A 25,186-nucleotide genomic window follows, 5' to 3' on the forward strand; every position below is an offset into this window, starting at 1 on the left:
GAGGGGCACGAGGCTAGGTGCGCGGCAGGCGGTACCAGCGCCTCGCGGTACCGGCGCGCACCTCGGCCAGCCCCGCCTCGTCGACGCCCGCCGCGACCACCGCGGCCTCGAGGTCGCGCAGTGCCGTGGCGTAGTCGGCCCGCAGCGTCACGACGGGCCAGTTGCTGGCGAGCATCAGGCGGTCCGGCCCGAACGCCTCCACGGCGTGGGCCACGGCGGGGGCGATCGCGGCGGGATCCCACCGCTCCCAGGAGCTGAGCAGGTCGACCCCGATCGAGAGCTTCAGCGCCACGTTGGGGCAGGTGGCCAGGGCGGCGAGCCGTTCCACCCAGCCGCCGAGATCACCGGTCTCCAGGGGCGGGCGGGCCAGGTGGTCGGCGACGATGCGCAGCTCCGGCACCCGCCGCGCGAGTGCGACCACGCTCTCGACCTGCGCGTCGGTGACGGGGACGACGTCCCAGGCGAGGTCGGCGGCGGCGAGCGAGGCCATGAGGTCGGGGTCGAGCCAGTCGAGGGGCTCGCGGGCGACGAGGCAGCGCACGCCGCACCAGCGGGTCCGGTCGGCGCGGGCCAGCTCGGCGCGGGCCGCGGCCGCATCGGCGAGCGGCAGCCACCCGACGACGCCCGCCACCTGCGGGAACGCGGCCGCATAGGCGGCGAGCCGGTCGTTCTCCTCCGGGGTGTCGACCGACTCGACGAGCACGGTGGCCTCGACACCGGACGCGTCCAGCAGCGGTGCGAGGTCGGCGGGCCCGAAGTCGACGGCGAGCTCGGTGTGCGCGGGGCTGCGCCAGGGCTGTTCCTGGAGGTCGGTCCGCCAGAAGTGGTGATGCGTGTCGATCACGATCCGCTCCAGCGAGGTGCTCGGCGGGCGACGAACGCGGCGACGCCCTCCCGGAAGTCGGCGCTGCCGTAGCAGTCGGCGAGGACGTCGTCGGCGTCCACGTCGCCCGAGCCGTCGGCGGCGGCGAGCCGCCGGTCGATCTCCTTGAGCCCGGCGAGGGTGCGGGGCGCGCCGGAGGCGAGCCGCTCGGTGAAGTCCGCCGCGGCGGAGTCCAGCTCGTCGGGTGGGACGACCGCGTGCACGAACCCGGCGGCCGCGGCCTCCCGGGCGTCGATCGTGCGGGCGGTGAGCAGCATGCCCATGGTCCGGGAGACGCCGAGGCGCCGCTGCAGCCGCGCCACCGCGGCCGGTGCGAGGCAGTTGCCCAGCGTCCGCGCGATCGGCGCGCCGAACACGGCCCGGTCGGTGGCCACGAGCACGTCGCAGCACGCGGCGAGCGCCAGCCCGCCGCCCACGGCGGGCCCGTCCACCACGCCCAGCACGGGCACCGGCACCGCGAGCAGGGCCTCGATCACGGCGCCGACCCGGCGCTCGTAGTCGAGACCGTCGGCGGCTCCGGAGAACTCGGTGAACTGGGAGATGTCCGTGCCGGCCGCGAACGCCTCCCCCGCCCCGCGCAGCACCACGACCCGCAGGTCGGGGTCGGTGCGCGCCGCGAGGCAGAGCTCGTGCAGCTCGTCGTACATCTTCCAGGTCAGGGCGTTACGACGCGCCGGGTTCGCCAGCTCGACGTGCAGGACCGGGCCGTCGCGCCGACTGCGCACCTCCCCTTCCGGCTGGCTGCGCGCGGCGAGCACCTCGTCGTTGTGCTGGCCGAGCAGCGGCGGGGGCATGCGGACGGTGGCAGGCGTGCGGGACAAGTGCAGCGGCGAGGACAGCACCGGGACCGGTCCCTCGACCGGGTGCTCGACCGTGGCGACCATCCCGCGCGCCTTCACGTGCGGGTCCTCCTCGAGGACCTGCTGGTAGTCCTGGATCGGCCCGGCCGGCACGCCCGCGGCGAGCAGCCGGTCCACCCATGCGGCCGTGTCGTCGCCCGCCAGCCGCCGTTCCAGCTCGGTCACCAGCTCGCCGCGGTTGGCCATCCGGTCGTCGTTGTGGGCGAACCGCGGGTCGTCGGCCAGCTCCACCGCGTCGAGGGCGCGGCACAGCCGCTGCCACAGGCGCTCGTTGTTGGCCCCGACGGTGATGAAGCCGTCGCGCGTGGCGAGCGCCTGGTACGGCGCGGACATCCGGTGGGCGGAGCCGAGCGCCTGCGGGGCCTTCCCGGTGGCCCAGAACTCCGTCGACTCCCACACCGACAGCGCGAGCGCCGCCTCGAACAGCGACGTCTCGACGTACTGGCCCTGCCCGGTGCGCTGCCGGGACGCCCACGCGGCGAGGATCCCGACGGCGGTGAACAGGCCCGCCCCCAGGTCGGCCACCGGGATGCCCGACTTCACCGGCCGGTCCCCCGGCTCCCCGGTGACGCTCATGATCCCGGCCATCGCCTGCGCGATCAGGTCGTAGCCGGGGCGGTCGGCGTACGGCCCGGTCTGGCCGAACCCGGACACGCTCCCGTAGATCAGCCCCGGGTTGAGCGGCCGGAGCGTCTCGTAGTCGACGCCGAGCTTCGCCGCCACGCCGGGCCGCCAGTTCTCCACCACGACGTCGGCCGAGCGCACCATCTCGTGGAAGGTCGCGCGCCCCTCGTCGGACTTCAGGTCGAGGGTGATGCTGCGCTTGTTCCGGTTGAGCGCTCGGAACGCGCCCGGATGTGCGAACGACGAGCGCGTCTGGTCGCCGGACTCCGGGTTCTCCACCTTGACGACGTCGGCCCCGAGGTCCGCGAGGATCATCGTGCAGAAGGGGCCTGCCATCACCTGGGTGAGGTCGAGGACGGTCATGCCGGCCAGTGCGCCGTCGTGGTTCGCCATACGTGTCCTTCCGGTCAGGTGGTGGCCAGTGCCGCGTTGACCTCGGTGATGAAGGCACGCGCAGCATCGCGCGTCGAGGTTCCGCCGAACACCACACTCTCGTATGCCCGCACGAACGCCCCCTCGAAGCTCGCGTGGTAGCCCGGCGGGTAGACGACGCTGACCGGGTTCTGCGCCACGATCCGCTGGTACAGGTCGAGCTCGGCTCGCTTCAGCGCGGGGAGGTTCGGGTCGTCGAGCTGCTGCTGCAGGTGCCGGCTGTTGGTGACGGCTCCGTTGGCCGAGAGGAACGCCTTCGCGCCGGCGTCGTCGTTCATCCAGAAGTCGACGAATGCGGCAGCCGTCGGGATGTTGTCGCAGTTGGTCGGGATCGAGAAGCCCGAGGTGAAGAGCACGTTCCCGGGGCCGGCCGGCCCCTTCGGCTGCGGCAGCGTCACCAGCTGCTGGCCGGGCTGCGTGCCGTCGAGGGTCTTCTGCGCGGGCGTGAGCGCGTTGCCCGGCAGGTTGTCGACGAGCACCCGGCCCTGGGCGACGTAGCGCTGCTCGGTCTGGTTCGGCTCCTCGGCGGTGGCCTCGGCCGTGGTGGTGACGCCGGCTGCGCGCAGCCGCTCCCACATGTCCCAGAACTCGACCAGCAGGTCCTCCGAGAAGCCGAGCTGCCGGTCGGCGAACAAGGACTCGCCACGCCCGGCCGCGTAGGAGATGAAGTTGTTCGGCAGCGACCCGCCGAGGTTGACGGCCGGGACGCCCTCCGGCAGGCCCGGCTGGGCTCGCGTCACCCAGTCGGCGAAGGCGTCCCAGTCGTAGCCCTCCGGCGGCAGACCGACGCCGGCCTTCTCGGCGAGGGTCCGGTTGACCGTCATCGCGTCGTACGCCGCTCCGTACGGGATCATGTAGAGCTTCCCGTCGAGGCCGCGGCCGGTGTCGAGCACCTCGGCCGGGACGTCCGACACGTCGATCGCGCCGGAGTCGATCATCGGCTGCAGGTCGAGCAGCACGTTCTTCGTGGTGTAGTCGTTGAGCTGGCGGCCCTGCATCTGCGTGACGCAGGGCATGTTCCCGCTCGAGGCCTGCACGTTGAGCCGCTCGAAGTACGCCTGGAAGTCGGCCGACTCCCCTTCCACCGTCGTGCCCGGGTGCGCCGCCTTGAACAGGTCGATGACCGCGTTGGTCACCTCGTTGCGCGGCCCCGAGCCCCACCAGGACATCCGGAGGTTGCCGGCGACCTCGCCGGTGCCGGTGGCGCCCTCGTTCGGGTTGGCCCCGATCGACGTGCCGCCTGCGCAACCGGTGGCCAGCAGGCCGAGCGCGAGCGCGCAGGCCGCGAGCGAGCGTGTGAACATCGTTGTTCCCTTCTACTTCAGCCCGCTGGTCGCGATGCCCTCGATGAGCAGCCGCTGGGCGACCAGGAAGAACCCGACGATCGGGGCGAGCGAGAGCGTCGCCATGGCGAAGAGCGGCCCGTACGCCGACTCGCCGGTGGCGTCCAGGAAGCCGTTGAGCCCCTGCGCCACCGTCCACGTCTCGGGACGGACGAGGTAGAGGAGCGGCCCGAGGAAGTCGTTCCAGGTGGAGATGAACGTGAAGAGCGCCGTTGTGCCGAGCGCCGGGATCGACAGCGGCAGCACGATCCGCCGGAAGATCCCGATGTGCCCGCACCCGTCCATGCGCGCGGCGTCGTCCAGCTCGTGGGGCAGGGTGCGGATGAACTGGACCATCAGGAAGATGAAGAACGCGTCGGTGGCCAGGAACTTCGGCACCACGAGCGGCAGGATCGTGTTGATCCAGGCCAGCTCGTTGAACAGCACGTACTGCGGCACCAGCGTGACGTGGTACGGCAGCAGCATCGTGCCGAGCATCAGCGCGAACATCGTCTTCTTGAACGGGAACGTGAGCCGCGCGAACGCGTACGCGGCCATCGAGCAGGCCACCACGTTGCCCACCACCGCGAGCAGCGTGATCACCACCGAGTTCAGGAAGAACCGCGAGAAGTTGAGGTTGCCGAAGCTCCAGCCCTCGACGTAGTTCTCGGTGGTGAGGTTGCCCGGCAGGACCGACAGGGTCCCGAACGCCTCGTTGCTCGGCCGGAACGACGCGCCCACCATCCACAGCAGCGGGTAGAGGATCACGACCAGGATCGCCACCAGCAGCGCGTGCCGGGCCAGCGCGAGCACGAGCGGGTTGCGCGACCGCCTGCGTCCGAAGATCATCGTTCGTCCCCGTAGTGGACCCAGAACCGGGCACTGGCGAACAGGCCCGCCGTGAACAGGGCCAGCACGACGACGAGCATCCAGGCCATCGCCGACGCGTAGCCCATCTCGAGGTTCGCGAAGCCACGCTGGTAGAGGTAGAGCGTGTAGAAGAGCGTGGAGTCGAGCGGCCCGCCCTCGCCGCCGGAGATCACGTACGCCGGCGTGAACGCCTGGAACGCGTTCACCGTCGACAGCAGCAGGTTGAAGAAGATCAGCGGCGTCAGCATCGGCAGCGTGATGTGCACGAACCGGCGGACCGCGCCCGCACCGTCCACGGCGGCCGCCTCGTAGTACTCCTTCGGCACCTGCCGCAGCCCGGCCAGAAAGATGATCATGGTGGAGCCGAACGACCAGACGTGCAGCACCACCAGCGTCGACAGCGCCGTGCGCGGGTTGCCGATCCAGCTGCCGCCCTCGATGCCGACGAGGGCGAGCACCTCGTTGACGATGCCGTCCTGGCCGAACACCTGGCGCCACAGCACCGCGATCGCCACGCTCGAGGCGATCAGCGACGGCAGGTAGAACGCGGCGCGGTAGCCGGCCAGGAACGTCATGCCCTTGTTGAGCAGCATCGCCACCAGCAGCGACACCACGAGCAGCAGCGGCACCGAGATCGCGACGTACCGCAGCGTGACGCTCACCGACGCGAGGTAGCGCGGGTCGGCGGTGAACATCCGCACGTAGTTGTCGAAGCCCACCCACTGCGCCGGGGTCATCAGGTTGTAGCGGGTGAACGACAGGTAGAGCGAGTAGACCATCGGGCCGACGGTCAGGAGCAGCATCCCGGCGATCCACGGCGACAGGAACCCGTACGCCGCGATCGCCTCGTGCGTGCGCCTGCTCGTACGGGCCGCGACCGGCGCCGGTACCGGCGGCGCGACCGGCGTGGCGGTCCCGGCCGTCATGGGCCCGACGCCGCGCGTTCCTCGACGCGCGCGGCGAGCGTCTGGGCGAGCCAGCCCGCGAGCGGCACGGGCACGTCGGCGGCCCGGGCGGCCTGCACCACCTCCGCGAGGTCCTTGCTCCAGGGCCGGTCGTGGACCGGCGTGCCGCTGCGGTCGTAGGCGGCGGCGGTGCGGCCCCAGAAGTCGAGGTTCCGGGCGATCCAGGAGTCGCCGAGGCTCGTCTCCAGCGCCGTGAGCAGGGCCTCGGTGGCCACGCCGTGGGCCGCGGCGAAGTCGATCGCCTCGTAGACGCCCGCGAGGTTGGCGAACATCGTGAGCTGGTTGGCGAGCTTGGCCGCCGCGCCCGCGCCGACGGGGCCGACGTGCAGCACCGGGTCGCCGATGGCGTCGAGCAGCGGCCGCAGCCGTTCGAGGACCGATGGCTCGCCGCCTGCCATCACGGTGAGCGTGCCCGAGGCCGCCCGCTCCGCTCCCCCGCTGACCGGGGCGTCGACCAGGTCGACCCCCTGGGCCGCGGCGACCTCGGCCAGGCGCTTCGCGGTCTGCGGCAGCACGGTGCTGTGCACGACGACCGCCCGCCCCGGCCGGTCGACGGTGAGGTAGGCGTCGAGGACCTGCTCGACGGCGGCGTCGTCGGGCACGGCGAGCACCAGCACGTCCCGCTCGGCGAGCGCGCCCGCGTCCGGTACCGCCTTCGCGCCGAGCTCGACGAGTGGTTCGGCGCGCTCGGGCACGGTGTCGAGGACCGCGAGATCCCATCCCGCCCGCACGAGTGTGGTGGCCAGCGGGAGCCCGAGGTTCCCGAGGCCTGCGAAGCCGACCGACCCCGACATCGACCCGGCCATCAGAGGCCGGCGTAGTAGGCCTCGACGGCCTCGACGTCGACGGTGCTGTCGGCGGGGAGGCCGAGGGCGGCGTAGTGCTTGCGCCGCGCGTTCATGTCTGCGAGCAGGACCGCGCGTGCGTGCGTGGCCACCTCGTGGGCGACCTCGACGGGCACGACGATGCAGCCGTCGCCGTCGGCGCCGACGATGTCGCCGGGCCGCACCTGCACGCCACCGCAGGCGATCGTCGTCTGGACCTCCACCACCTCGATGCGGCCCGGGATGATCGTGCGCCCGCGGCGGCGGGTGCAGATCGGCGTGCGCTGGCGGATCACCTCGTCGGTGTCGCGGCAGTACCCGTCGGTGACGATCCCGTTGGCGCCCTTGACGACCGCGCCCATCGAGTTCTCCGAACCCCAGAACCCCACCTCGCGGCCGCCGCCGGAGTCGGTGACGACCACGTGGCCGGGCTCGAGGTCGTCGGACAGCCGCTTGTGGCCGTACCGGCCGAACCAGATGCCGTGGGCGCCGACGATCTCCTCGGTGGTCTCTAGCTTCCACATCGGCTTGTTCGCCGGGACGCAGCGGATCGTCGCCGCGGGGCCCCAGAACCGCATGCCCTCCCACAGCGGCCGGATCTCCGGAGACATGAGCGTGAGGTCGAAGTAGCCCATGCCGTCCAGGGCGTCGGCGACGTCGGCCACCCGCAGGTGCCGGTAGAGCGAGCCGAGGTTCTCCGGGTCTGCCGTCGCCGGGGCGGTCCGGTCGTGCGCGATCGTCATCGAACGCCTTTCGAGTCGTCTCGCTGCAAGTCGGCTATTGTCTACAACAGTCAAAAGACAGACGCAAGGCACGGACCCCCGCCGTCGCAGCGGGCAGGGCGCGGGATGCTTGGGGCGACAGGAGCACGGGAGGGCGAGATGACCAGCGTCGATGCAGTCACCGGCGAGCGGATCGACCCGCCGAGCCTGGTGGCGCTGGCCGCCGAGTCGATCCGGAAGATGATCCTCTCCGGCGCGTACGCGCCGGGCGAGCGGCTGATCGAGGAACGGCTCACCGAGCAGCTGGGGATCAGCCGCCCCCCGCTGCGCGAGGCCCTGCGCCTCCTGCAGAACGACGGGCTGATCGTCACGCGGCCGCGCTACGGCTCCACCGTCGCCACCCTCACCGACCAGGACGTCTTCGAGATCCTCACCCTGCGCACCGGCCTGGAACGCATGGCGGTGGAGCTCGGCGTGCCGGTGCAGGACCGCAGCCGGCTCACCGCCTGCCACGCCGCGCTCGAACGGATGGAGCGCAACGCCCGCGACTCCGACCGCGGCTCACTGGTCGAGAACGCCTACGCCTTCCACGCCTCGATCGTGGCGCTCGCGGGCCACCGGAGGTTGTCGGAGATGTACCGGTCGGTGCAGCAGCAGATGCTGCTGTGCATGTCCCGCAACCTCGGCGCCCGCGAGCGCCACTACGAGAACCTCGTCGAGCACGTGGGGCGCCACCGGTACCTGCTGGACCTCATCGAGGCCGGCGACCCCCAGGCCGTGCTCGCCGAGCTGGCCGTCCACGGCGAGCGCAGCTTCGCCGAGCGGCGCGACCCGGAGACGGGCCGGTAGCTCAGCCCCGCTTCGGCTGGCGGAGCTCGATCCGGTTGCCGTCGGGGTCCAGCGCCGTGGCGCGGACGCCGAACGCGTAGTCGAGGGGCTCCGGTTCCACGAACCGGACGCCGCGGGACCGGAGGACGTCGAACTCCTTGCGCAGGTCGTCCGACTCGATGAAGACCGGACCCGGCGCCACACCGACCGGCCCCTGCCCGGGGTCGCCCGGCCACAACACGATCTGCACCGACCTGTCGCTCGCCGCGACCGTCAGGAACCGCCCGTCGGGTCCCGGGTTGTCGGCGACCTTCTCCAGTCCGAGCTTCTCGGTGTAGAACGCCAGCGCCCGGTCCTGGTCGCTCACGTAGATCGTCACGAACATCAGCTTCTTCAACATCACGACCTCCTCGCCGGTACGACGAGGCAGCCCCAGCGGATGTGAGCACGGAGACGCCCGCGAGCGCGGTCTCGAGATGGGCGATGCTGCCGGTCGGCATCAGGATCGTGAGCGGACGGTCCAGGCCATGCCGCTCGTACCGCGCCAGGGCGCACGGCGCCCTGTTCGCCGGCTGCTCGGTCCCGGGGGGCTCAGCCGGTGAATTCGTTGACGCCGAGGGCGAAGTCCCAGTGGCCAACCCCGTTGGCGGCGAGGCCCACCGTGACCACGCCCACTCCTTCCAGCCAGTGCGCCATTTTCAGGCCGCCGACGTCCAGCGGGCGCAGCCCGAGGCTCTCGATGAATGCCGCCACGCCCGCCTTGGCCTGCGAATCGTCGCCAGCGATGAAGACGTTGGGCCGGCCCTTCTCCAGGACGTTGCGGAAGATGGTGTTGAACGCCTTCACCACGCTGGCGCCGGCCGGGGCCACCTTGGCGACTTCCTGCGCGATCGAGGTCTCCTCGCTGTGGGCCAGTCCGTCGAACGTGGCGTTGAAGGGGTTGCTGATGTCGACGATGACCTTGCCCGCGAGGGCGTCTCCGTACTCGGCGACGACCGGAACGACACCGTCGTACAACAGGGCCGTGATGACGATGTCCCCGGCCGGAACGGCGCCCCACTTGCCCGTCGTCGCGCCGCCGCCCAGAGCCTTGGCCAGGTCATCGGCCTTGGACTGATCGCGCCCCATGACCTCGACGGTGTTGCCGCCCGCCACGGCGAGCGTGCCGATGGCACGGGCCATGTTCCCCGTACCGATGAGGGTGATGCTGCTCATGAGGTGTGCTCTCTTCCTGTTCTCGAGGTGTCGCTCTGTCTCGTTCGTGCCGCGTGTTCAGATAGCGGTGGTGCCGCCGTCGGTGACCAGTTCCAGGCCGTTGACGTAGCTGGAGTCGTCGGAGGCGAGGAACAGGGCGACGGTGGCGATTTCTTCGGGGCGACCCATCTTTCCGCGAGGGATGAGGGACTCGAATGCTGCCCTGGTTGCCTCGTCGAACAGTTCTTCCTGTTTGGCGGTGGCGACCTGGCCGGGGGTCAGGACGTTGACCCGGATCTTGCGGTCGCGCAGTTCGTTGAGCCAGACGCGGGCCCAGGCCTGCTGGACGGCTTTGCTTCCCGCGTAAAGACTCCAGCCGGGGAAGGCGCCGAGGGAGGCGTTGGATCCGGTCATGAAGATCGAGCCGCTGTCGTTGATCAGCGGCAGTGCCTTCTGCACGGTGAACAGCGTGCCGCGCGCGTTGAGCCAGAAGGCGCGGTGGAACTGTTCCTCGGTGATCTCGCCGAGGACGGCGGGTTCGCCCATCCCGGCGCTGGCCCACAGCACGTCGATCGAGCCCTTTTCCCGCTCGACGGTGTCGTACAAGCGGTCCAGGTCGTCCAGTTCGGCCGCGTCACCCTGGACGGCGGTGACGTTGCGGCCGATCAGCTCGACGGCGTCGTCCAGTGCTTCCTGCCGCCGGGCCTGGATGAAGACGTGCGCTCCTTCCTCGACGAACAGTTTGGCGCCGGCCAGTGCCATGCCGGTGGATCCGCCGGTGATCACCGCTACCTTGCCATCGAGTTTTCCCACGGTCACTCCGTTGAATTGATGAGTATCCGAAACAGTTCGGTGCTAGCGATTCGGGTCCCTGCCGTCAGCCGGCGGAGAAGTAGTGGCCGTTGTCCAGATCGGCGAGCAGGCCGGGCCGAGCGGGTTCCCAGCCGAGGGTCCGGGGGTAGGTGGAGGGGCTGTTCTTCTCGTGCCGTAGATCGACTGACGGGACGGCACGCGAGAAGTGGCGGTGCGGGTGCGCTCAGCCGGGAAGGTTGATACCGAGAGAGAAGTTGAAGTTCCCCACGCCATTGCGGGCCAGGCTGATCATCAGCACGCCTGCCCCTTCCAGCCAGCGCGCCACCTCCAGGCCGCCGGCATCCAGCGGGCGCAGCCCGAGGCTCTCGATGAACGCCGACACGCTCGCCTTGGCCCGCGCGTCGTCGCCGAACGCGGCGGCCAATTCCCTGGCTTTGGACTGGTCGCGGCCGATGATCTCGACGGCGTTGCCGCCGGCGAGCGCCCGGTCGGCCAGGGCGCCGGCCATGTTCCCCAGGCCGATGATACTGATGCTACTCATGGTGCGCCTGCTTTCCGGAGTCAGATAGAACAGCATGCCCACCCCGTCGCTGTTGACGGTTGCGCCCTCAACGCCGTCGAATGACGCGATGGACGCGGCTCAATTCCTGATGTGCTCAACCGAATTCGCTCGGGCCCCATTGACGATGCCATTGACTTGGGTGGGTGTCCAAGACTTCTTTCAGCCGTGGTGATACCCTGGAGGCATCACCAGGTCGGGAGGTTCCATGGATCTGGACCTGCGCAAGCTGCGCTACTTCCTCGCGGTCGCCGAGAGGCTGCACTTCGGCCGCGCCGCTGAAGAGCTGCATATCGCGCAGCCGGTGCTCAGTCGGCAGATCCGCGCGCTGGAACAGGATCTCGGCGCCTCGCTGTTCACCAGGGATCGCCACGGCGTGGCGCTGACCGACGCCGGCCGACAACTGCTGGCCGACGCCGGTCCGCTGCTCGCCTCCGCGCACGCGGTCCGCCGCCGGGTGACCGTGGCCGCCCGCGGCAGCCGGCGGCTGGCGGTCGGCTTCCGGACCGGTATCCCGGTCATTCCGGCGGCCCGGGCGTTCGAGGCCCGACATCCGGACGTGGTCTTGGACGTGCAGCGGATCGAATGGGACGACCAGGCCCCGATGCTGCTCGACGGCCGCATCGACGTCGGCTTCGTGCGGCTGCCCATCGACGAGACCGGCCTGCGCGTGACCCCGCTGTACACCGAGCCGCTCATGGTGGTGCTGCCCGCAGGCCACCGGCTGGCCGGCAAGGAGGAGGTCACCGAGGCCGACCTGGCCGGTGAGCCGCTGGTCTGGCATGCCGACCAGAGCACGCAGCCCACCAGGCGTCCGCACCCCGACTCCGGGCTCCGGGTGCGCGGCGTGGAGGAGAAGCTCGAGCACGTCGCGGCCGGCCGGGGCATCTCGTTCGTGGGCCGTTCGGAGACGGTGTTCTACTCACGTCCGGACATCAGCTACGTACCCATCCCGGAACTCGCGCCCGACCAGGTGTGCCTCGCGATGGCGGCATCGCGCAACTCGCCGCTGGCCGACGACTTCTTCACGGCGGCGCAAGCGACGGCCGAGATCACGGCAGAATGTGGGAACTACGAGGCTTATTCAGGCGGTCGCGGAACTGTAGGGCGATAACGGTCGAGATGGTCTCCTGGAAAGTCTTGAGCGGTCGACGGTAGTCGGTGTGCATGACGCGCCAGGTCTTGAAGTCGGCGATTGTTCGGTGCCGAGCGACCGGGGGCCACTGGAAGGGGTCTCGCACCTCCGACGTCAGGACAGCGGCACGACGGCCGGACCGCCGACGATCCGGCCGGTGAGCGACCCGAGCTGCTCGACCTCCACCGTCACCACGTCACCGGGCCGCAGCCAGGGGTAGCGCTGCGATCCGTGCAGGCCGGAGAGCTCCAGGAGGCACCCGGTGCCGACCGTGCCGCTGCCGATGACGTCGCCGGGGCGCAGCTCGGTGCCGCGGGAGGCGTAGGCCAGCATCTGCCCGAACGACCAGTGGATGTCGGCCCAGCTGCCGCCGCCGATGTCGCGCCCGTTCACCGAGCCCCGCATCGCGAGCCGGTAGCCCTTGCCGCTGCGGTGGGGCTCCAGCTCGTCCGGGGTGACGAGGACGGGGCCGATGCTGGTGGCGCCGTCCTTGCCCTTGGCCGGGCCGAGCCCGACGGTCGACTCGCGCGCCTGCACGTCCCGCGCCGACCAGTCGCAGAAGATCGTGTAGCCGGCGATGTGCTGCTCGGCCTCGGCCGGGGTGAGGTCGCTCCCGGCGCGGCCGACGACGGCGGCCACCTCCACCTCGTAGTCGAACGCCTCACAGCCGGGGGAGATCGGGACCTCGTCGTCGGGTCCGAGGATCGCTGCCGGGTTGGAGAAGTAGAAGACGGGCTGCTCGAACCACACCGGCGGCACGTCGTCGCGGCCCAGCGCGCGCCGCGCGTTGCGCAGGTGCTCCTCGAAGGACAGGAAGTCGCGCACCGAAGGCGGCCGTGGGATCGGCGCGGCGAGCCGCACATCGGCGAGGTCGACCACCTCGACCGGGCGGGCGGTCGCGCGCTCGGCGGCGGCCGCGAGGCCCGACTCGATCAGGCCGAGCAGGGTTCCGTCCAGCCCGTGGACCCGCCCGTCCTGCAGCAGTCCGGGGCGTTCGGTGCCGTCCGCGGAGCGGTAGGTGACCCAGCGCATCAGGCGAAGCACCCGAGCGGGCCGCCGTGGAAGGCGACCATGTCCGGCCAGACGACCTCGAGCGGGATCCGGGTGCCGAGCGGGTGCCCGTCCAGCTCGTTGTAGGCGCGGTGGAGGTTCCCGACGAACCGCTCGCTCTCCTGCCACGCGGCGAACCGGTTGTCCTTCTCCGCGACGGCCGCCTCCATCGGCGTGTGCCCGGCCGCGTGGTGCTCGCGGGCCACGGCGTCGACGAAAGCCGCGTACTCGGCGAGGTCGTCGAGCAGCGCGGGGATCTCCGCGCCGCGCCGCACCGGCCCGTGCCCGGGCACGAGGATCTCCGGTTCCAGCTCCCGGATCCGCGCCAGCGCACGTGGGTAGCCGGCGAGGCTCCCCTCGACGAGGAACGGCTGGCCGCCCGCGAACGCGAGGTCACCCGCGAACAGCACGCGCTCCTGCGGCAGCCAGACCAGCACGTCACTGCGGGTGTGGGCCGGGCCGACGTGGATCAGCTCCACCGGGCGGTCGCCGAGGTGCAGCGTCATCGCGTCGGTGAACGTGACGTCCGGTGGCCGGACCTCCAGGTGGCCGTAGTCGGGCCCGGTGAGCACGTGTGCCGCGATCAGCCCGGCGGCGAGCACGTCCTCGCGGCAGGTGACGTGGCCGATGATCGGGGTCTGCGGCGGCACGAGCCAGTTGCCGAAGGTGTGGTCGCCGTGGTGGTGGGTGTTGACCAGTGCCCGGGGCCGTCCCGGGCAGACGTCGGCGACGGCGGCGAGCAGGGCCCGGTTGCGCGCCTCGGTGGACGTCGTGTCCACCATCAGGTGCCCCGAGTCCCCGGCGACCGCGCCGGTGTTGTTGATCATCCAGCTGCCGTTCGGCTGGATGTAGGCGAACACGCCGGGAACGATCTCGACCAGCTCGGGCGGGGGCATCGTGGTCACGCCCGAAGCCTGCCACGAGCGAGCGCGCGTACCGTGCCTGTAACCGCTTTCCGAAGGAGGATCATGACCCCGCGTGTCGCGCTGCTCGGCCTGCACGGATTCGGGCGGGTGCACCTCGACGGGCTGCTGCGCCTCGCCGCCACCGGCGCGGTGCGGGTGGCGGGGCTCGCCGACCCGCGGCCACCCGAGCCCGATGCCCTCGACCGGGTACGGGCCCTCCCCGGCGGCGCGGACGTGCCGGTGCTCGCCGACGCGGCCGCGCTGCTCGAACAGGTCCGGCCGGACGTCACGATCGTCTCCACCCCGATCCACACGCACCTGCCGCTCGCCCGGCTCGCACTGGCCGCCGGGTCGCACCTGTTCCTGGAGAAGCCGCCCACGGCCTCGATGGAGCAGTTCCGCGGCCTGTCCGCCGAGGTCGCCGCGGCGGGGCGGGTGTGCCAGGTCGGGTTCCAGTCCTTCGGCTCGCACGCCCTCGCACACGCGGCCCGGCTCGCCGCCGACGGTGCCATCGGACGGGTGCGCGGGATCGGGGTGCACGGCGCGTGGGTGCGGGAGCGGTCCTACTTCACCAGGGCGGCCTGGGCCGGCCGCATGGAGCTGGACGGCGTGCCCGTCACCGACGGCGCGCTCACCAACGCGTTCGCCCACGCCACCGCCTCGGCGCTGCGCGTGGCCGGTGTCACCGACGACGCCGACGTCGAGGTGGAGCTGGAGCGGTACCGCGTCGCCTCGCCGGAGAGCGACGACACCGCCGCGGCCCGGCTCACCGTGGACGGGGTACCGATCGTCGTGGCCGTCACCCTGTGCGCCACGGAGCACAGGCACCCGCTGATCGTCGTGCACGGCGAGCAGGGCCGGCTGGAGCTGGAGTACACCACCGACACGCTCACCGGACGCACCGCCGACGGCGCCGCGGTCACCGGGCCGCCCGGCCGCGCCGCGCTGCTGGACAACCTCGTGGCCCACCTCGCCGACCCGGCCGTACCGCTCCTCGCCCCGCTCGCGTCGTGCGCGCCGTTCATGCACCTGCTGGAGGCCGTCCGGCGCGACGGCCCGGCCCGGCCACTCCCCCCGTCCGCCGTGACCGAGGTCGACGGCCGCCCGGTGGTCATCGGCGCGGACGAGACGATGCGGCGGTGCGCGGAGGAACTGGCTCTCTTCTCGGAGCTCGGACCGGCGCGAGGCGGCCGGGTTCCGGTCACAGGCGGGCGATGATCGTCTCGCCGACGGTGTCGATCAGGTCGTCGATCTCCGTTCCGTCCATCGTGGATGGTTGGACGACGAGACGGTGGACGCCCGCGTCGGCGTAGCGGCGAACCTGGTCGAGGTCGATGGGTCCGGGCGGCGTGATGCTCACCTCGACTTCGCCGAGCGCGGCCGGGCGCGGGCCGGCAGCACCGATCGCGGCGATCGACTCGGCAGCCTGTTCCGGGGTGAGCTCCCAGCCGTACCACCCGTTCCCGGAGCGGGCGACGCGCCGGAAGGTGGCCGCGGACTGGCCCCCGATGATGATCGGCGGATGCGGGCGCTGGATCGGTTGCGGGCGTTGGAGAACGCCGTCGAAAGACACGAACCGGCCGGCGAAGCTCGGCGTCGGGGCGTCCCAGAGCGCGTGCATGGCAGCGAGGTACTCGTCGGTGCGGGCGGCCCGGTCGGCCAGCGACGCGCCGAGCGCCGACAGCTCGGCCTCGACGTAACCGACACCGATGCCGACGGTGAGCCGGCCGCCGGAGAGCACGTCGATGGAGGCGAGCTGCTTGGCCAGCAGCACGGGTTGGCGCTGAGGCAGCACGATCACGCCGACGCCGAGACCGATCCGGGTGGTCAGGGCAGCGAGATGGGCGAGCGCCACAACGGCTTCGATGCGTGGCTGCTCGGGCGGGTCGGATCCCCCGGCCGGCAACGCGATGTGATCGCCGACCCACAACGCCTCGAACCCCAGCTCCTCGGCCCGGCGCGCCCGCCTGGCCATTACGGCCGGCTCGGCACTGCTCCCCCGGTGCAACCCGTACAGCGCGATCTGCATGATCCGATCCAACACCGCTGCAGGACGGTTCTGCATGACCTTTCGTCGAACGCAGGCGTCGCTCCCTATCGCGATGGCGCCGCTGCGCGGTCGAGGCGGATGCGCACGGCCACGGTCGCGCAGAGGATCACGGCGAGGCCGCCGAGAACGGTCGGCAGGGTCAGTTGCTCCCCCAGGAGCAGGGCCGCCCACATGATCGTGAGAACGGGCTGCACCAGCTGCACCTGGCTGACCTGCGCCATCGGCCCGATGGCCAGGCCGCGGTACCAGGCGAAGAAGCCGAGGAACATGCTCACCACCGCGAGGTAGGCGAACGCCGCCCACTCCACCGGCGTCGCGGACGGCGGCTGCCGGAACATCGAGGCGGCCGCGAGCGCGGTCATCACCGGGGCGGACAGCACGAGGGCCCAGGACACGGTCTGCCAGGAGCCGAGCTCGCGGGCGAGCAGGCCACCCTCGGCGTAGCCGATCGCGGCGGCGACGACGGCGCCGAACAGCAGCAGGTCCTCGACGTGGAGCTGCCCGAACCCGCCACCCTGCAGCGACGCGAACGCCAGCGCGGCGAGGGCGCCCACCGCGGCCATCACCCAGAACAGCAGGGGCAGGCGTTCCCTGGCCCGCAGGACCGCGGCGACGGCGGTCACGGCCGGGAGTAGCGCGATCACCACGGCGCCGTGGCTCGCCGGGACCGTCGTCAGCGCGTACGAGGTCAGCAACGGGAATCCGGCGACGACGCCGCCGGCCACCACCGCCAGCCGCACCCACTGACCACCCACCGGGAGGCGCTGCCGGGTGAGGGCGAGCGCGGCAGCGGCCAGCAGCGACGCGACGACCGCGCGTCCGGCGCCGATGAGGAGCGGCGACAGCCCGGCGACGGCGACGCGGGTGAACGGCACCGTCAACGAGAACGACGCCACGCCGAGCAGGCCCCACCAGAGTCCCGCGCGCGATAACGCAGCTGGCCGCGGATGAGTAACGCTACTGTCTAGTGACATGTCCGACGATAGCAGTTCCCGGATCGTGGCCGGGCTCCGCGCGTGGATCGCACAGGCACCTCCGGGCGCGCAGGTGCCGTCCAACCGGGCGCTGATGGCGCAGTACGGCGCCGGCCCCGTCACCGTCCAGAAGGCGATGCGGACGCTCGGCGCGCTGGGGCTGGTCGAGAGCCGCCCCGGGGTGGGCACGTTCGTCCGCGCGGTGCGGACCGCCCGCGCGCTCGACTACGGCTGGCAGACCGCCGCACTCGGGGCGCCGCGGGCGCGGATACCCACCCTGTCGACGCCCCTGCGCAGCAGCTCGCCCGACATGATCGGGCTGCACGCCGGCTACCCCGACCGCACGCTCCTCCCGGAGCGCCTGGTGCGGTCCGCGCTCACCCGGGCCGCCCGCGGCGCCGCCGCGCTGGCACGTTCGGACGCGGCCGGGCTGCCGGAGCTGCGGGCCTGGTTCGCCACGGAGCTCGCCGAGGCCACCCCGGCCGGCGTCACCCCGCCCGCGGCGCGGGACGTCGTGATCGTCCCCGGCAGCCAGAGCGGGCTGAGCTCGATCTTCCGGGCCCTGGTGGGCTTCGGGCGGCCGGTCCTGCTGGAGTCCCCGACCTACTGGGGTGCCATCCTCGCCGCGGCGCAGGCCGGCGTGCGCGCCGTCCCCGTGCCCAGCGGGCCGGACGGCCCCGATCCGGCCGAGCTCGCTCGCGCGTTCGACGAGACCGGAGCGCGGGTGCTCTACGCCCAGCCCAACTACGCCAACCCGACGGGCGCGCAGTGGTCCGGCGAGCGCGCCGAGCAGGTGCTCGACGTCGTCCGCTCCCGGGGCGCCTTCCTCGTGGAGGACGACTGGGCCCACGACTTCGGGATCGACACCACCGCGCACCCGCTCGCCACCCACGACGACGCCGGCCACGTGATCTACCTGCGCTCGCTGACCAAGAACGTGTCGCCGTCGGTGCGGGTCGCGGCGATCGTCACCCGGGGGCCCGCCCGCGACCGCATCCTCGCCGACCGCGGCGCCGAGTCGATGTACGTGAGCGACCTGCTCCAGACCGCCGCGCTCGACGTCGTCACCCAGCGCGGCTGGGTGACCCACCTGCGCAGCCTCGGCCAGCAGCTGCGGGCCCGGCGGGACCTGCTGATCGAGAGCCTCGCCGAGCACGTGCCCGACGCGCAGCTCGACCACGTACCCCGCGGCGGCCTGCACCTGTGGGCGCGCCTGCCCGACGGCACCGACCTCGACCGACTCCTCCGCGACTGCGAGACCGAGGGCGTGCTGATCGCACCGGGCACGGAGTCGTTCCCCGCCGAGCCCGCAGGCCCCTACGTCCGCCTCAACTACACCGGGCCCGCGCCCGAACGCTTCCCCGACGGCGCCCGGGTGATCGGGCGCGCCCTCGCCCGGCAGCTCGCTTGACGCAACCAATGGATTGCCATACTCTGCTTGGCAACTGACCGGTTGCTATATGAGCGGGGTTCGAGATGGCGACGACGATCGGAAACCTGCCCGAGGTGGTGTCCCGCGAGGAGTGGCTCGCCGCCCGCAAGGAGCTGCTGGCGAGGGAGAAGGCGCTCACCCGGGCTCGGGATCAGCTGAACGCCGACCGCAGACGACTGCCGATGGTCCGGGTGGACAAGCCGTACACGTTCGAGGGCCCGGACGGACCGGTGGGCCTGCTCGACCTGTTCGAGGGCCGGCCACAGCTCGTGGTGCACCACTTCATGTTCGACCCGGAATGGGAGACCGCCTGCCAGAGCTGCTCCTCGGCAGCCGACCAGATCCCCGCCAACCTGCGGCAGCTGCACGTGCGCAGCACGACGCTCGTGGCCGTGTCACGGGCCCCGTACCCGAAGCTCGCCGCCTACCGGGAACGGATGGGCTGGTCGTTCCCCTGGTTCTCCTCCTACGGGAGCGACTTCAACTACGACTTCCACGCCACGCTCGACGACCGCGTCGCGCCGGTGATGCTCCACTTCCGCACGGAGGCCGAGCTCGCCGAGACCGGCATCCCGTGGACGGGCCGGCCCTGGACCGAGAGCGACCGCGGCGTGGAACTGCCCGGGATCAGCACCTTCCTGCGGGTCGGCGACGAGGTCTTCCACACCTACTCCACGTACGGCCGCGGCCTCGAGGAGTTCCACAACGGCGACAACTACCTCGACCTCACCGCGCTCGGCCGCCAGGAGGAGTGGGAGGAGCCCAAGGGGCGCGCGGTCCCGCTCGGCCGGCAGGTCGGCGGCCCGGGGATGCGCCTGCCCGACGAGTACGACGTCTGAGACCGGAGGAGCATCCGATGTTCGACCCACTTGCCGTTCTCCTCGCCGACAAGGCGACCGTGCACCACGTGATGTCCGGACGCCCGGACGCGCCCACGACGCCCGACCGCCCGCCGCGGCACCGTTCCCACGCGGTGCGCCGGCTGATCGTCACGACCGTGCGCCGGCTCGCCGACCGGCTCGAGCCGCGCACCGTCGGCACGTGTGCCGCGGCACCGTAGCTGCGCGCTGCCGAACCGCTGATCAGAGACTGGGGTGCGTTCCGCGGAACGCAGTCGGTACCGTCGTGGTGGAACAGTTCCGGTGGGCGCGCCGTCACCGGCTCGGGACACCCGGCCTCACCCATCCGCCCGAGGCCGCTGGTGTGGCAATCCGATCCGCTCTTCCCCACCCTTACCGGGATGGCTGGGTGGGCATCACCACCGAATTCTGTGGTTGCGCCGGCGGCCGTCCCCCAGGGGATCGGCAAAAGTCAGATGATCTTGAGTAGGTGCAGTGGCGGCTGGAGGGCCTCATGCCGTAGCGCGGCGGCGATGTTGGTGGCACCAGCGCCAGTAGGAATGAAGATCACATCCGCCCAACCGGCCGGCCGCGATCGCGGTCATCATCTGGCATGCGAATCTCGCAGTACGTCTACTTCGCGTTGCGTTCGGAGCGCACAGCAGCGCACCACATCACCGGCCGGCTCGGGATCGAGCCGGACGAGATTCAGGTGCGGGGCAGCAGGTCCGTTGTTCCGGTCCGACCCCGATATCACGCCTGGGAGATCGTCTGCCGTGACCGCGGCCTGAGGATCGACGAGCAGATCGATCGGATCGTCGCCAGGCTTGCGCCGCATGCCGACCAGATCGCAGCCCTGGTAGCCGAGATCGACGGTCCCGGAGATCGCAGCACCGCGAGCCTTCAGCTCGTGCGCTACCTCGATGACGACGGCGGTGAAGAGGAGGATCTCGGCCCGCAGGACGGCGAGCTGGTGAAGATCCCCGGCCAGCATCAGCTCCTTGGCTGGCACCTCGATCGTCGAACCCTCGAGTTCCTCTGCCACATCGGCGCCGAACTGGACGCAGACGAATACGGCTGACCGCCTCACCCGACAGAGGGGCTGGCACGTCAGATGATCTCGAGTAGCTGTGGCGGTCGGAGGGCGTCACGGCCGTGATGTCGCAGCGCGGCGGCGATGTTGGTGGCTCCAGCGAGGCGGTGCAGGCTGATCGCCAGGTTGCGCAGCGATGCCATGACTTCACGGCGGTCCCCGACGAGCGCGCGACCTGGCTGCCACGCAACTTGCTGTGGTCCCGTTCCCACCTCGACCACCCCAGCGATCCGGGCATGATCAGCGGCACCTGATCCCAGGGGTGGTCTCGGCCGCGACCATTCCAGAAGGCTGGGGTGGTGAGGGGCGGGACCACAGCAGGTTGCGTAGGCACCCGACCGCGACGGTCTCGTCCCCGACCGCCGTGCCCCCAAGCCGGGGACGGCGCGCCCACCGGCGGGCTTTCTGACGAGGGACGACCATGATCCGAACTAGCGGTTGCCCATGGCTGTCAGCACAACCATGAACGCCCGATACACCGGATCATCCCCACCAAGATCGCGTGTATCGGTTGTCCACGGCTGTCACCACAGCCATGGACAACCGCTACAGCGGATCATGCGGACGACCACCATCGAGCAGCCCCGGCAACTGCCTCAGCGGCTCGCCGCGTTACCCGCGTCCTGTGCCTGCTGCAGCCCCTCCGCCACGGGGCTGCGCCCGGCGAACACCTCGTTCAGGATCGGGTTGAACGCGGTCGAGGCCGCCTCGAACTTCGGCCCGAACGGGGCGGGGGTCGTGGCCGTGCCGCCCGCATCGCCGAAGGCGGTGGTGTCGACGCCCTGACCCTCCCAGTAGTCGTAGAAGGCCTGCTGGGCGGCGGTGACGGCGGGCAGCGCAGCGCCCTCCTCGCCGACGTAGGTCGCGCCGTCCTCGGAGCCGATCCAGCGCAGCACCTTGAGGATGGCGTCGCGGCGGGGGCTGTCGACGTTGCCGGCGGCGATCACGCTGTTGACGACGCTGACCCGGCCCAGTGGCCCGGCGACGATCGGCGCGACCCCCCAGTCGAACGTCGCCCCGTCGCCGACGTTCTTGAGGTTGTAGGTGCCGGACTGGAAGAGCGCCATCTTGCCCTGCAGGAACTGGTCACGGCTGAAGTCGCTGTTGTCGTTGGTGTCGGCGGCCGACGGCGACACGTGGTCGGTGTTGATCAGCTTGACCAGGTAGGCGAACGCCTCGACGGTCTTCGGGTCGGTGAAGGTGAAGGTCCCGTCCGGCGCCTGGATGCGGCCGCCGTTGGAGCCTGCGAAGTTGTAGTAGATGGCGTTGAGGTCGCGGGCGGCGTTGAAGCCGAACTGGGTGATCGCGCCCGGGTCGAAGCTGGGCTGGTCGGCGGTGCGGCCTGCGCCGTCGCGGGTGAGCTTGCGCGCGGCGGGGAGGAACGTGTCGGCGGCCGGGTCGGTCGGGTGCCACGTCAGGTTGCTCGGGTCGACGCCCGCGGCCTCGACCATCGCCTTGTTGTAGTAGACGGCGATGCGCCCGTCGGTGAGCGCGGGCACCCCCCACAGCGTGCCGTTGCGCGAGTACTGCTCGATCGCGGCGGGCACCCAGCTCGCCTGCTGGTCGGCGAGCTCCTTGCCGACGTCGATGAGCTTGCCGCCGTCGGCGAGCGCCCCGAAGTTGGCGGCGTTGAGCCAGTAGACGTCGTCCATGGTGCCGCCGGCGACGTCGAGGGGCAGGCGGACGAAGTAGTCCTTCCACGGCACCACGTTCACCTGCACCCGCACGTCCGGGTTCTGCCGGGTGAACTCGTCGAACGACTGCTCGTACGCGGCCGCGACCTGCTCGTCCCACAGGCGCACGGTGACGGTGGTGGCGCCCTCGCCTTCGGGCGCGTCGTCCGGCGCGGCGGGCGAGCAGGCGGCGAGTGCGAGCACGGCGGCACCTGCCGCCACCAAGGAGCGCAGTCTCATGGGGAACTCCTACCGGAACCCGGTGATCGTGATCGAGCGGACGACGTGGCGCTGGAACGCCAGGAACAGGATCGTGAGCGGCAGGATCGCGAGCGTCGTGGCGGCCATGACGATCGTCCAGTTCGAGTTGTACTGGGACTGCAGCGCCGACGTCGCCACCGTCAGCATCTGCCACTGCCGGCCGCTGGTGATCACGAGCGGCCACAGGAAGTTGTTCCAGTGCGTGACGACCGTGATGATCGCGAGCGTCGCGAGGATCGGCCGGCTCACCGGGACGACGACGTGCCACAGGATGCGCAGGGTGCCTGCGCCGTCGAGCTTCGCGGCGTCGAGCAGGTCGCCGGGGATGCCGCGGAAGTACTCGCGCAGCAGGAAGATCCCGTACGGGCTGCCGAACACGTACGGGAGCACGAGGGCCCAGAACGTGTTGCGGATGCCGAGGTCGGCGAACATCGCGTAGAGCGGGATGATCGTGACGACCTGCGGAACCATCAGCGTGGCCAGGTACACCCAGAAGAGCGGGTCGCGGCCGGGGAAGCTCAGGCGGGCGAACGCGTACGCGGCGAACACCGAGAACAGCAGCTGCCCCACCAGGATCACGGCGACGACCTGCGCGGTGACCACGGTGGGCACCACGAAGTCGTACCGCTCGCCGAACAGCTCCGCGAAGTTGGAGAGGGTGGGCGGGTCGGGCGGGGTGAGCACGGGCTCGGACGCGAACTGCTTCGGCGACTTGAGCGCCGTCATCAGGCTCAGCAGGAACGGGCCGAGCGTCACGACGGCGCCCAGCACGAGGAGCGCGTAGGTACCCGGCGGTTCTCATGTGGCCAGGTCGTAGGTCGTGCGGCGGGCGAACCACCGCTGCTGGACGAGCGTGATCGCGACGAGGAGCACGAACAGCACCAGCGCCATCACCGCGGCCTGCCCGACGGCGCGCTGCTCGAACGCCTCGTAGTAGATCCGCCCGGCGACGACGTCGGTGACGCCCTGCGGCCCGCCGTCCGGGGTGAGCGCGTAGACCGAGTCGAACACCTGGAAGGTCGCGATGATCTGCGTGACCAGCACGAAGAACGTGGTGGGCCGCAGCAGCGGCAGCGTGATCCGCCAGAACCGCTGCCACGCGCCCGCGCCGTCGAGCGTCGCCGCCTCGTGCACGGTGTCCGGGATCGCGCGCAGGCCCGCGGAGAAGAACAGCGCGACGTAGCCGACGTGCGTCCACACGGTCACCGCCGCCACCGACGGCAGCGCGAGCACGGGGTCGGCGAGCCACTCGACGCGCCTGCCGAGCAGTGCGTTGAGGGCGCCGTCGGTGGGGGCGAGCACCCAGCTCCACATCACGCCGAGCGCGAGCGGCGCGCAGATCCACGGCAGCACGTAGAGCACCCGGAAGGTGGCCGAGCCGCGCAGCCCGCGGTTGAGCAGCAGCGCGGCGACCAGCCCGAGCACGGTCTGCGCCGGGATCACGATCGCCACGAACACCGCGGTGATCAGCAGGGACCGGGCGAACCGCCCGTCGGCTGCCACCTCGACGACGTTGTCGAGCCCGACGAACGTTCGCGGGCCGATCAGGTCCCAGCGCTGCAGCGCGAGCACCGCGACGACGAGGATCGGCAGCACCAGGAACGCGCTGATGCCGAAGAGGCTGGGGGCGAGCAGCAGGTACGCCGTGCGTGTGTCCCGCCGCTGCCTCACATCCGCCCCCCGCGCTCTGCGCGCGAATCCCATCAGATCATGTATAGAGCGTGAACGGCGGGTGCGTCCCGTTGAGGAAGTGGTCGCCGACCTCCCGCCGCTTGTACGCCACCGGGTCGTGCAGCGTGTGGGTGCGGACGTTGCGCCAGAACCGGTCCAGCCCCACGGCGTTGCTCGTGGCGCGGGCGCCGGTCACCTCGAAGATCGTGTTGGTGACGTCGAGCGCGACGTCGGTGGACACCACCTTGAGGGCGGCCACCTGCTCGGCGAGCTCCCCGCGGGCCTCCCAGGTGAGCGCGTCGCCCGCGGCGTCGGCGCGGTCGAGGTGGCCGGCCACGGCGTCGGCGAGCGCCTCCACCGCCCGCGTCGCCGCGACGAGCCGGCCGTAGGTGGCGAGCACGTACGGGTCGGCGGCGGCGCTCGGGCTGTCCGACAGGATCCACGGGCGCGAGGTGGTGCGCGTGTAGTCGCGGGCCGTGCCGAGCGCACCCTGCGCGACGCCGAGGTAGAACGCGCCGAACACGGCCTGGATCGCGGGCGTCACCAGCGAGGACCGCGGGGTTGCCGCGTCCTCGCCGAGGCCGCCGAGGACCTGGTCGGGCCCGATCGCGACGTCCGTGAACCTCACGCTCCCGCTGGCGGAGAGGCGCTGGCCGAGGTTGTCCCAGTCACCGCCCCGTACGAGGCCGGGCGCGTCGCCGCGCACCACGACGAGCAGGGGTTCGCCCTCGGCGGTACCGGACACGACCGAGGCGTCCCCCACCGACACCCCGGTCGCGAAGCTCTTCCGCCCGTTCAGCCGGTACCCGGAGCCGTCCGGCACGAGCTCGAGGTCCGGGTCGGTCGGGTTGACCGCGTCGCCCCACAGCCACTGCCCCGCCGCCGACGGCGGGCCCCAGCGCTCGAGACCGCCGACCCACCACAGGTTGGCGACGTTGACGTAGTGGTAGCCGAGCAGCTGCGCGATCGAGCCGTCCGCCACCGCGATCTCGCGGACCACGCGCAGCGCGGTGGCCCAGCCGAGGCCGTCGCCGCCGACGCTCGTGGGCAGCAGCAGGGCGGGGAGGCCCGCGTCGCGCAGCAGCTGCGCCTCTGCGAGTGGCTCGGCGTTCGCCCGGTCGCGCTCGAGCGCGTCCTTGGCGAGGACGGCGGCGACGCCGCGGGCGGCCTCGATCGCCCGGTCGTGGGTGAGGGTCATGCGGTCCTC

Annotated in this window: 27 protein-coding genes; 8 read left to right on the forward strand and 19 right to left on the reverse strand. The window is 71.5% G+C overall.

Annotated features, from left to right (window positions below; all coding sequences use genetic code 11):
- Positions 1-13 precede the first annotated feature (13 nt).
- From FB388_RS22905 to FB388_RS22935, 7 genes are read right to left on the reverse strand one after another with little or no spacing between them, the layout of a single operon-like run.
- Positions 14-844 (reverse strand): amidohydrolase family protein, encoded by an 831-nt coding sequence (locus FB388_RS22905; protein ID WP_170225791.1) that lies wholly within the window; start codon positions 842-844, stop codon positions 14-16.
- Positions 841-2,760: an enoyl-CoA hydratase gene (locus tag FB388_RS40010; protein WP_142104258.1), complete on the reverse strand. Its 1,920-nt coding sequence runs from the start codon at positions 2,758-2,760 to the stop codon at positions 841-843. Before FB388_RS40010 ends, FB388_RS22905 begins: the two co-directional genes overlap by 4 nt.
- 14 nt (positions 2,761-2,774) lie before the next feature.
- On the reverse strand, positions 2,775-4,103 hold the full coding sequence (locus FB388_RS22915) for an ABC transporter substrate-binding protein (RefSeq protein WP_142104259.1): 1,329 nt from the start codon (positions 4,101-4,103) through the stop codon (positions 2,775-2,777).
- A 12-nt stretch (positions 4,104-4,115) separates the two neighbouring features.
- Positions 4,116-4,970 carry a carbohydrate ABC transporter permease gene (locus tag FB388_RS22920; protein WP_142104260.1) on the reverse strand — a complete coding sequence of 285 codons (855 nt, stop codon included), beginning with the start codon at positions 4,968-4,970 and terminating at the stop codon, positions 4,116-4,118.
- Positions 4,967-5,917 carry a carbohydrate ABC transporter permease gene (locus tag FB388_RS22925; protein WP_142104261.1) on the reverse strand — a complete coding sequence of 317 codons (951 nt, stop codon included), beginning with the start codon at positions 5,915-5,917 and terminating at the stop codon, positions 4,967-4,969. The genes FB388_RS22920 and FB388_RS22925 overlap by 4 nt, the downstream gene beginning before the upstream one ends.
- On the reverse strand, positions 5,914-6,762 hold the full coding sequence (locus FB388_RS22930; protein ID WP_142104262.1) for an NAD(P)-dependent oxidoreductase: 849 nt from the start codon (positions 6,760-6,762) through the stop codon (positions 5,914-5,916). The genes FB388_RS22925 and FB388_RS22930 overlap by 4 nt, the downstream gene beginning before the upstream one ends.
- Entirely contained in the window at positions 6,762-7,523 is a 762-nt protein-coding gene (locus FB388_RS22935; RefSeq protein ID WP_142104263.1) for an RraA family protein, read from the reverse strand. The genes FB388_RS22930 and FB388_RS22935 overlap by 1 nt, the downstream gene beginning before the upstream one ends.
- 138 nt (positions 7,524-7,661) lie before the next feature.
- On the opposite strand from FB388_RS22935, the gene FB388_RS22940 reads away from it, so the two are divergent.
- Positions 7,662-8,351: a GntR family transcriptional regulator gene (locus tag FB388_RS22940; RefSeq protein ID WP_142104264.1), complete on the forward strand. Its 690-nt coding sequence runs from the start codon at positions 7,662-7,664 to the stop codon at positions 8,349-8,351.
- A 1-nt stretch (position 8,352) separates the two neighbouring features.
- Here the strand turns inward: FB388_RS22940 and FB388_RS22945 are convergent, their stop codons facing one another.
- The 4 genes from FB388_RS22945 to FB388_RS22960 all read right to left on the reverse strand — a co-directional run bounded on the left by FB388_RS22945 (position 8,353) and on the right by FB388_RS22960 (position 10,914).
- Entirely contained in the window at positions 8,353-8,730 is a 378-nt protein-coding gene (locus FB388_RS22945; RefSeq protein WP_142104265.1) for a VOC family protein, read from the reverse strand.
- A gap of 191 nt (positions 8,731-8,921) precedes the next feature.
- On the reverse strand, positions 8,922-9,545 hold the full coding sequence (locus FB388_RS22950) for an NADPH-dependent F420 reductase (protein ID WP_142104266.1): 624 nt from the start codon (positions 9,543-9,545) through the stop codon (positions 8,922-8,924).
- 57 nt (positions 9,546-9,602) lie between these two features.
- On the reverse strand, positions 9,603-10,337 hold the full coding sequence (locus FB388_RS22955) for an SDR family NAD(P)-dependent oxidoreductase (RefSeq protein WP_142104267.1): 735 nt from the start codon (positions 10,335-10,337) through the stop codon (positions 9,603-9,605).
- A 223-nt stretch (positions 10,338-10,560) separates the two neighbouring features.
- Positions 10,561-10,914 carry an NAD(P)-binding domain-containing protein gene (locus FB388_RS22960; protein WP_246122587.1) on the reverse strand — a complete coding sequence of 118 codons (354 nt, stop codon included), beginning with the start codon at positions 10,912-10,914 and terminating at the stop codon, positions 10,561-10,563.
- 190 nt (positions 10,915-11,104) lie between these two features.
- Between FB388_RS22960 and FB388_RS22965 the strand changes: the two genes are divergently transcribed.
- Positions 11,105-12,010 (forward strand): LysR family transcriptional regulator, encoded by a 906-nt coding sequence (locus FB388_RS22965; RefSeq protein ID WP_142104268.1) that lies wholly within the window; start codon positions 11,105-11,107, stop codon positions 12,008-12,010.
- 135 nt (positions 12,011-12,145) lie between these two features.
- Here the strand turns inward: FB388_RS22965 and FB388_RS22975 are convergent, their stop codons facing one another.
- Together FB388_RS22975 and FB388_RS22980 are read right to left on the reverse strand one after the other, a co-directional pair.
- On the reverse strand, positions 12,146-13,063 hold the full coding sequence (locus tag FB388_RS22975; RefSeq protein ID WP_170225792.1) for a fumarylacetoacetate hydrolase family protein: 918 nt from the start codon (positions 13,061-13,063) through the stop codon (positions 12,146-12,148).
- The gene (locus FB388_RS22980) at positions 13,063-13,977 is read right to left on the reverse strand and encodes an MBL fold metallo-hydrolase (protein ID WP_142106219.1); all 915 of its coding nucleotides are present in this window, start codon (positions 13,975-13,977) and stop codon (positions 13,063-13,065) included. The genes FB388_RS22975 and FB388_RS22980 overlap by 1 nt, the downstream gene beginning before the upstream one ends.
- A 72-nt stretch (positions 13,978-14,049) precedes the next feature.
- On the opposite strand from FB388_RS22980, the gene FB388_RS22985 reads away from it, so the two are divergent.
- Positions 14,050-15,204 carry a Gfo/Idh/MocA family protein gene (locus FB388_RS22985; RefSeq protein ID WP_142104270.1) on the forward strand — a complete coding sequence of 385 codons (1,155 nt, stop codon included), beginning with the start codon at positions 14,050-14,052 and terminating at the stop codon, positions 15,202-15,204.
- Here FB388_RS22985 and FB388_RS22990 read toward each other — a convergent pair.
- Together FB388_RS22990 and FB388_RS22995 are read right to left on the reverse strand one after the other, a co-directional pair.
- Complete coding sequence (locus FB388_RS22990; RefSeq protein WP_170225793.1) at positions 15,188-16,015, reverse strand: TIGR03619 family F420-dependent LLM class oxidoreductase; 828 nt, start codon at positions 16,013-16,015, stop codon at positions 15,188-15,190. The genes FB388_RS22985 and FB388_RS22990 overlap by 17 nt on opposite strands.
- 65 nt (positions 16,016-16,080) lie before the next feature.
- A complete protein-coding gene (locus FB388_RS22995) occupies positions 16,081-17,010 on the reverse strand; it encodes a DMT family transporter (protein ID WP_142104272.1) in 930 nt (309 codons plus the stop codon).
- On the opposite strand from FB388_RS22995, the gene FB388_RS23000 reads away from it, so the two are divergent.
- The 5 genes from FB388_RS23000 (at position 17,009) to FB388_RS39565 (ending at position 20,628) form a co-directional block, all read left to right on the forward strand.
- A complete protein-coding gene (locus FB388_RS23000) occupies positions 17,009-18,421 on the forward strand; it encodes an aminotransferase-like domain-containing protein (protein WP_142104273.1) in 1,413 nt (470 codons plus the stop codon). The two genes, FB388_RS22995 and FB388_RS23000, sit on opposite strands and share 2 nt — an antisense overlap.
- Before the next feature lie 65 nt (positions 18,422-18,486).
- Complete coding sequence (locus FB388_RS23005) at positions 18,487-19,281, forward strand: DUF899 domain-containing protein (RefSeq protein ID WP_142104274.1); 795 nt, start codon at positions 18,487-18,489, stop codon at positions 19,279-19,281.
- Positions 19,282-19,298: 17 nt separating this feature from the next.
- Positions 19,299-19,502 (forward strand): hypothetical protein, encoded by a 204-nt coding sequence (locus FB388_RS23010; RefSeq protein ID WP_142104275.1) that lies wholly within the window; start codon positions 19,299-19,301, stop codon positions 19,500-19,502.
- Positions 19,503-19,894: 392 nt separating this feature from the next.
- Entirely contained in the window at positions 19,895-20,362 is a 468-nt protein-coding gene (locus FB388_RS23015) for a DUF4279 domain-containing protein (protein ID WP_142104276.1), read from the forward strand.
- 74 nt (positions 20,363-20,436) lie between these two features.
- Positions 20,437-20,628, forward strand: a complete 192-nt coding sequence (locus FB388_RS39565; protein WP_170225794.1) for a hypothetical protein — start codon at positions 20,437-20,439, stop codon at positions 20,626-20,628.
- A 342-nt stretch (positions 20,629-20,970) separates the two neighbouring features.
- On the opposite strand, the gene FB388_RS23025 is transcribed toward FB388_RS39565, so the two are convergent.
- The 4 genes from FB388_RS23025 to FB388_RS23040 are packed head-to-tail and all read right to left on the reverse strand — an operon-like array spanning position 20,971 to position 25,177.
- Positions 20,971-22,287, reverse strand: coding sequence for an ABC transporter substrate-binding protein (locus FB388_RS23025; protein ID WP_142104277.1), 1,317 nt, complete (start codon positions 22,285-22,287; stop codon positions 20,971-20,973).
- 9 nt (positions 22,288-22,296) lie between these two features.
- The gene (locus FB388_RS23030) at positions 22,297-23,079 is read right to left on the reverse strand and encodes a carbohydrate ABC transporter permease (RefSeq protein ID WP_246122311.1); all 783 of its coding nucleotides are present in this window, start codon (positions 23,077-23,079) and stop codon (positions 22,297-22,299) included.
- A gap of 27 nt (positions 23,080-23,106) precedes the next feature.
- Positions 23,107-23,979, reverse strand: coding sequence for a carbohydrate ABC transporter permease (locus tag FB388_RS23035; RefSeq protein WP_246122313.1), 873 nt, complete (start codon positions 23,977-23,979; stop codon positions 23,107-23,109).
- A gap of 37 nt (positions 23,980-24,016) precedes the next feature.
- Positions 24,017-25,177 carry an acyl-CoA dehydrogenase family protein gene (locus FB388_RS23040; protein ID WP_142104279.1) on the reverse strand — a complete coding sequence of 387 codons (1,161 nt, stop codon included), beginning with the start codon at positions 25,175-25,177 and terminating at the stop codon, positions 24,017-24,019.
- Between the last annotated feature and the right edge of the window lie 9 nt (positions 25,178-25,186).

This window comes from Pseudonocardia cypriaca (assembly GCF_006717045.1).
Classification (GTDB): domain Bacteria; phylum Actinomycetota; class Actinomycetes; order Mycobacteriales; family Pseudonocardiaceae; genus Pseudonocardia; species Pseudonocardia cypriaca.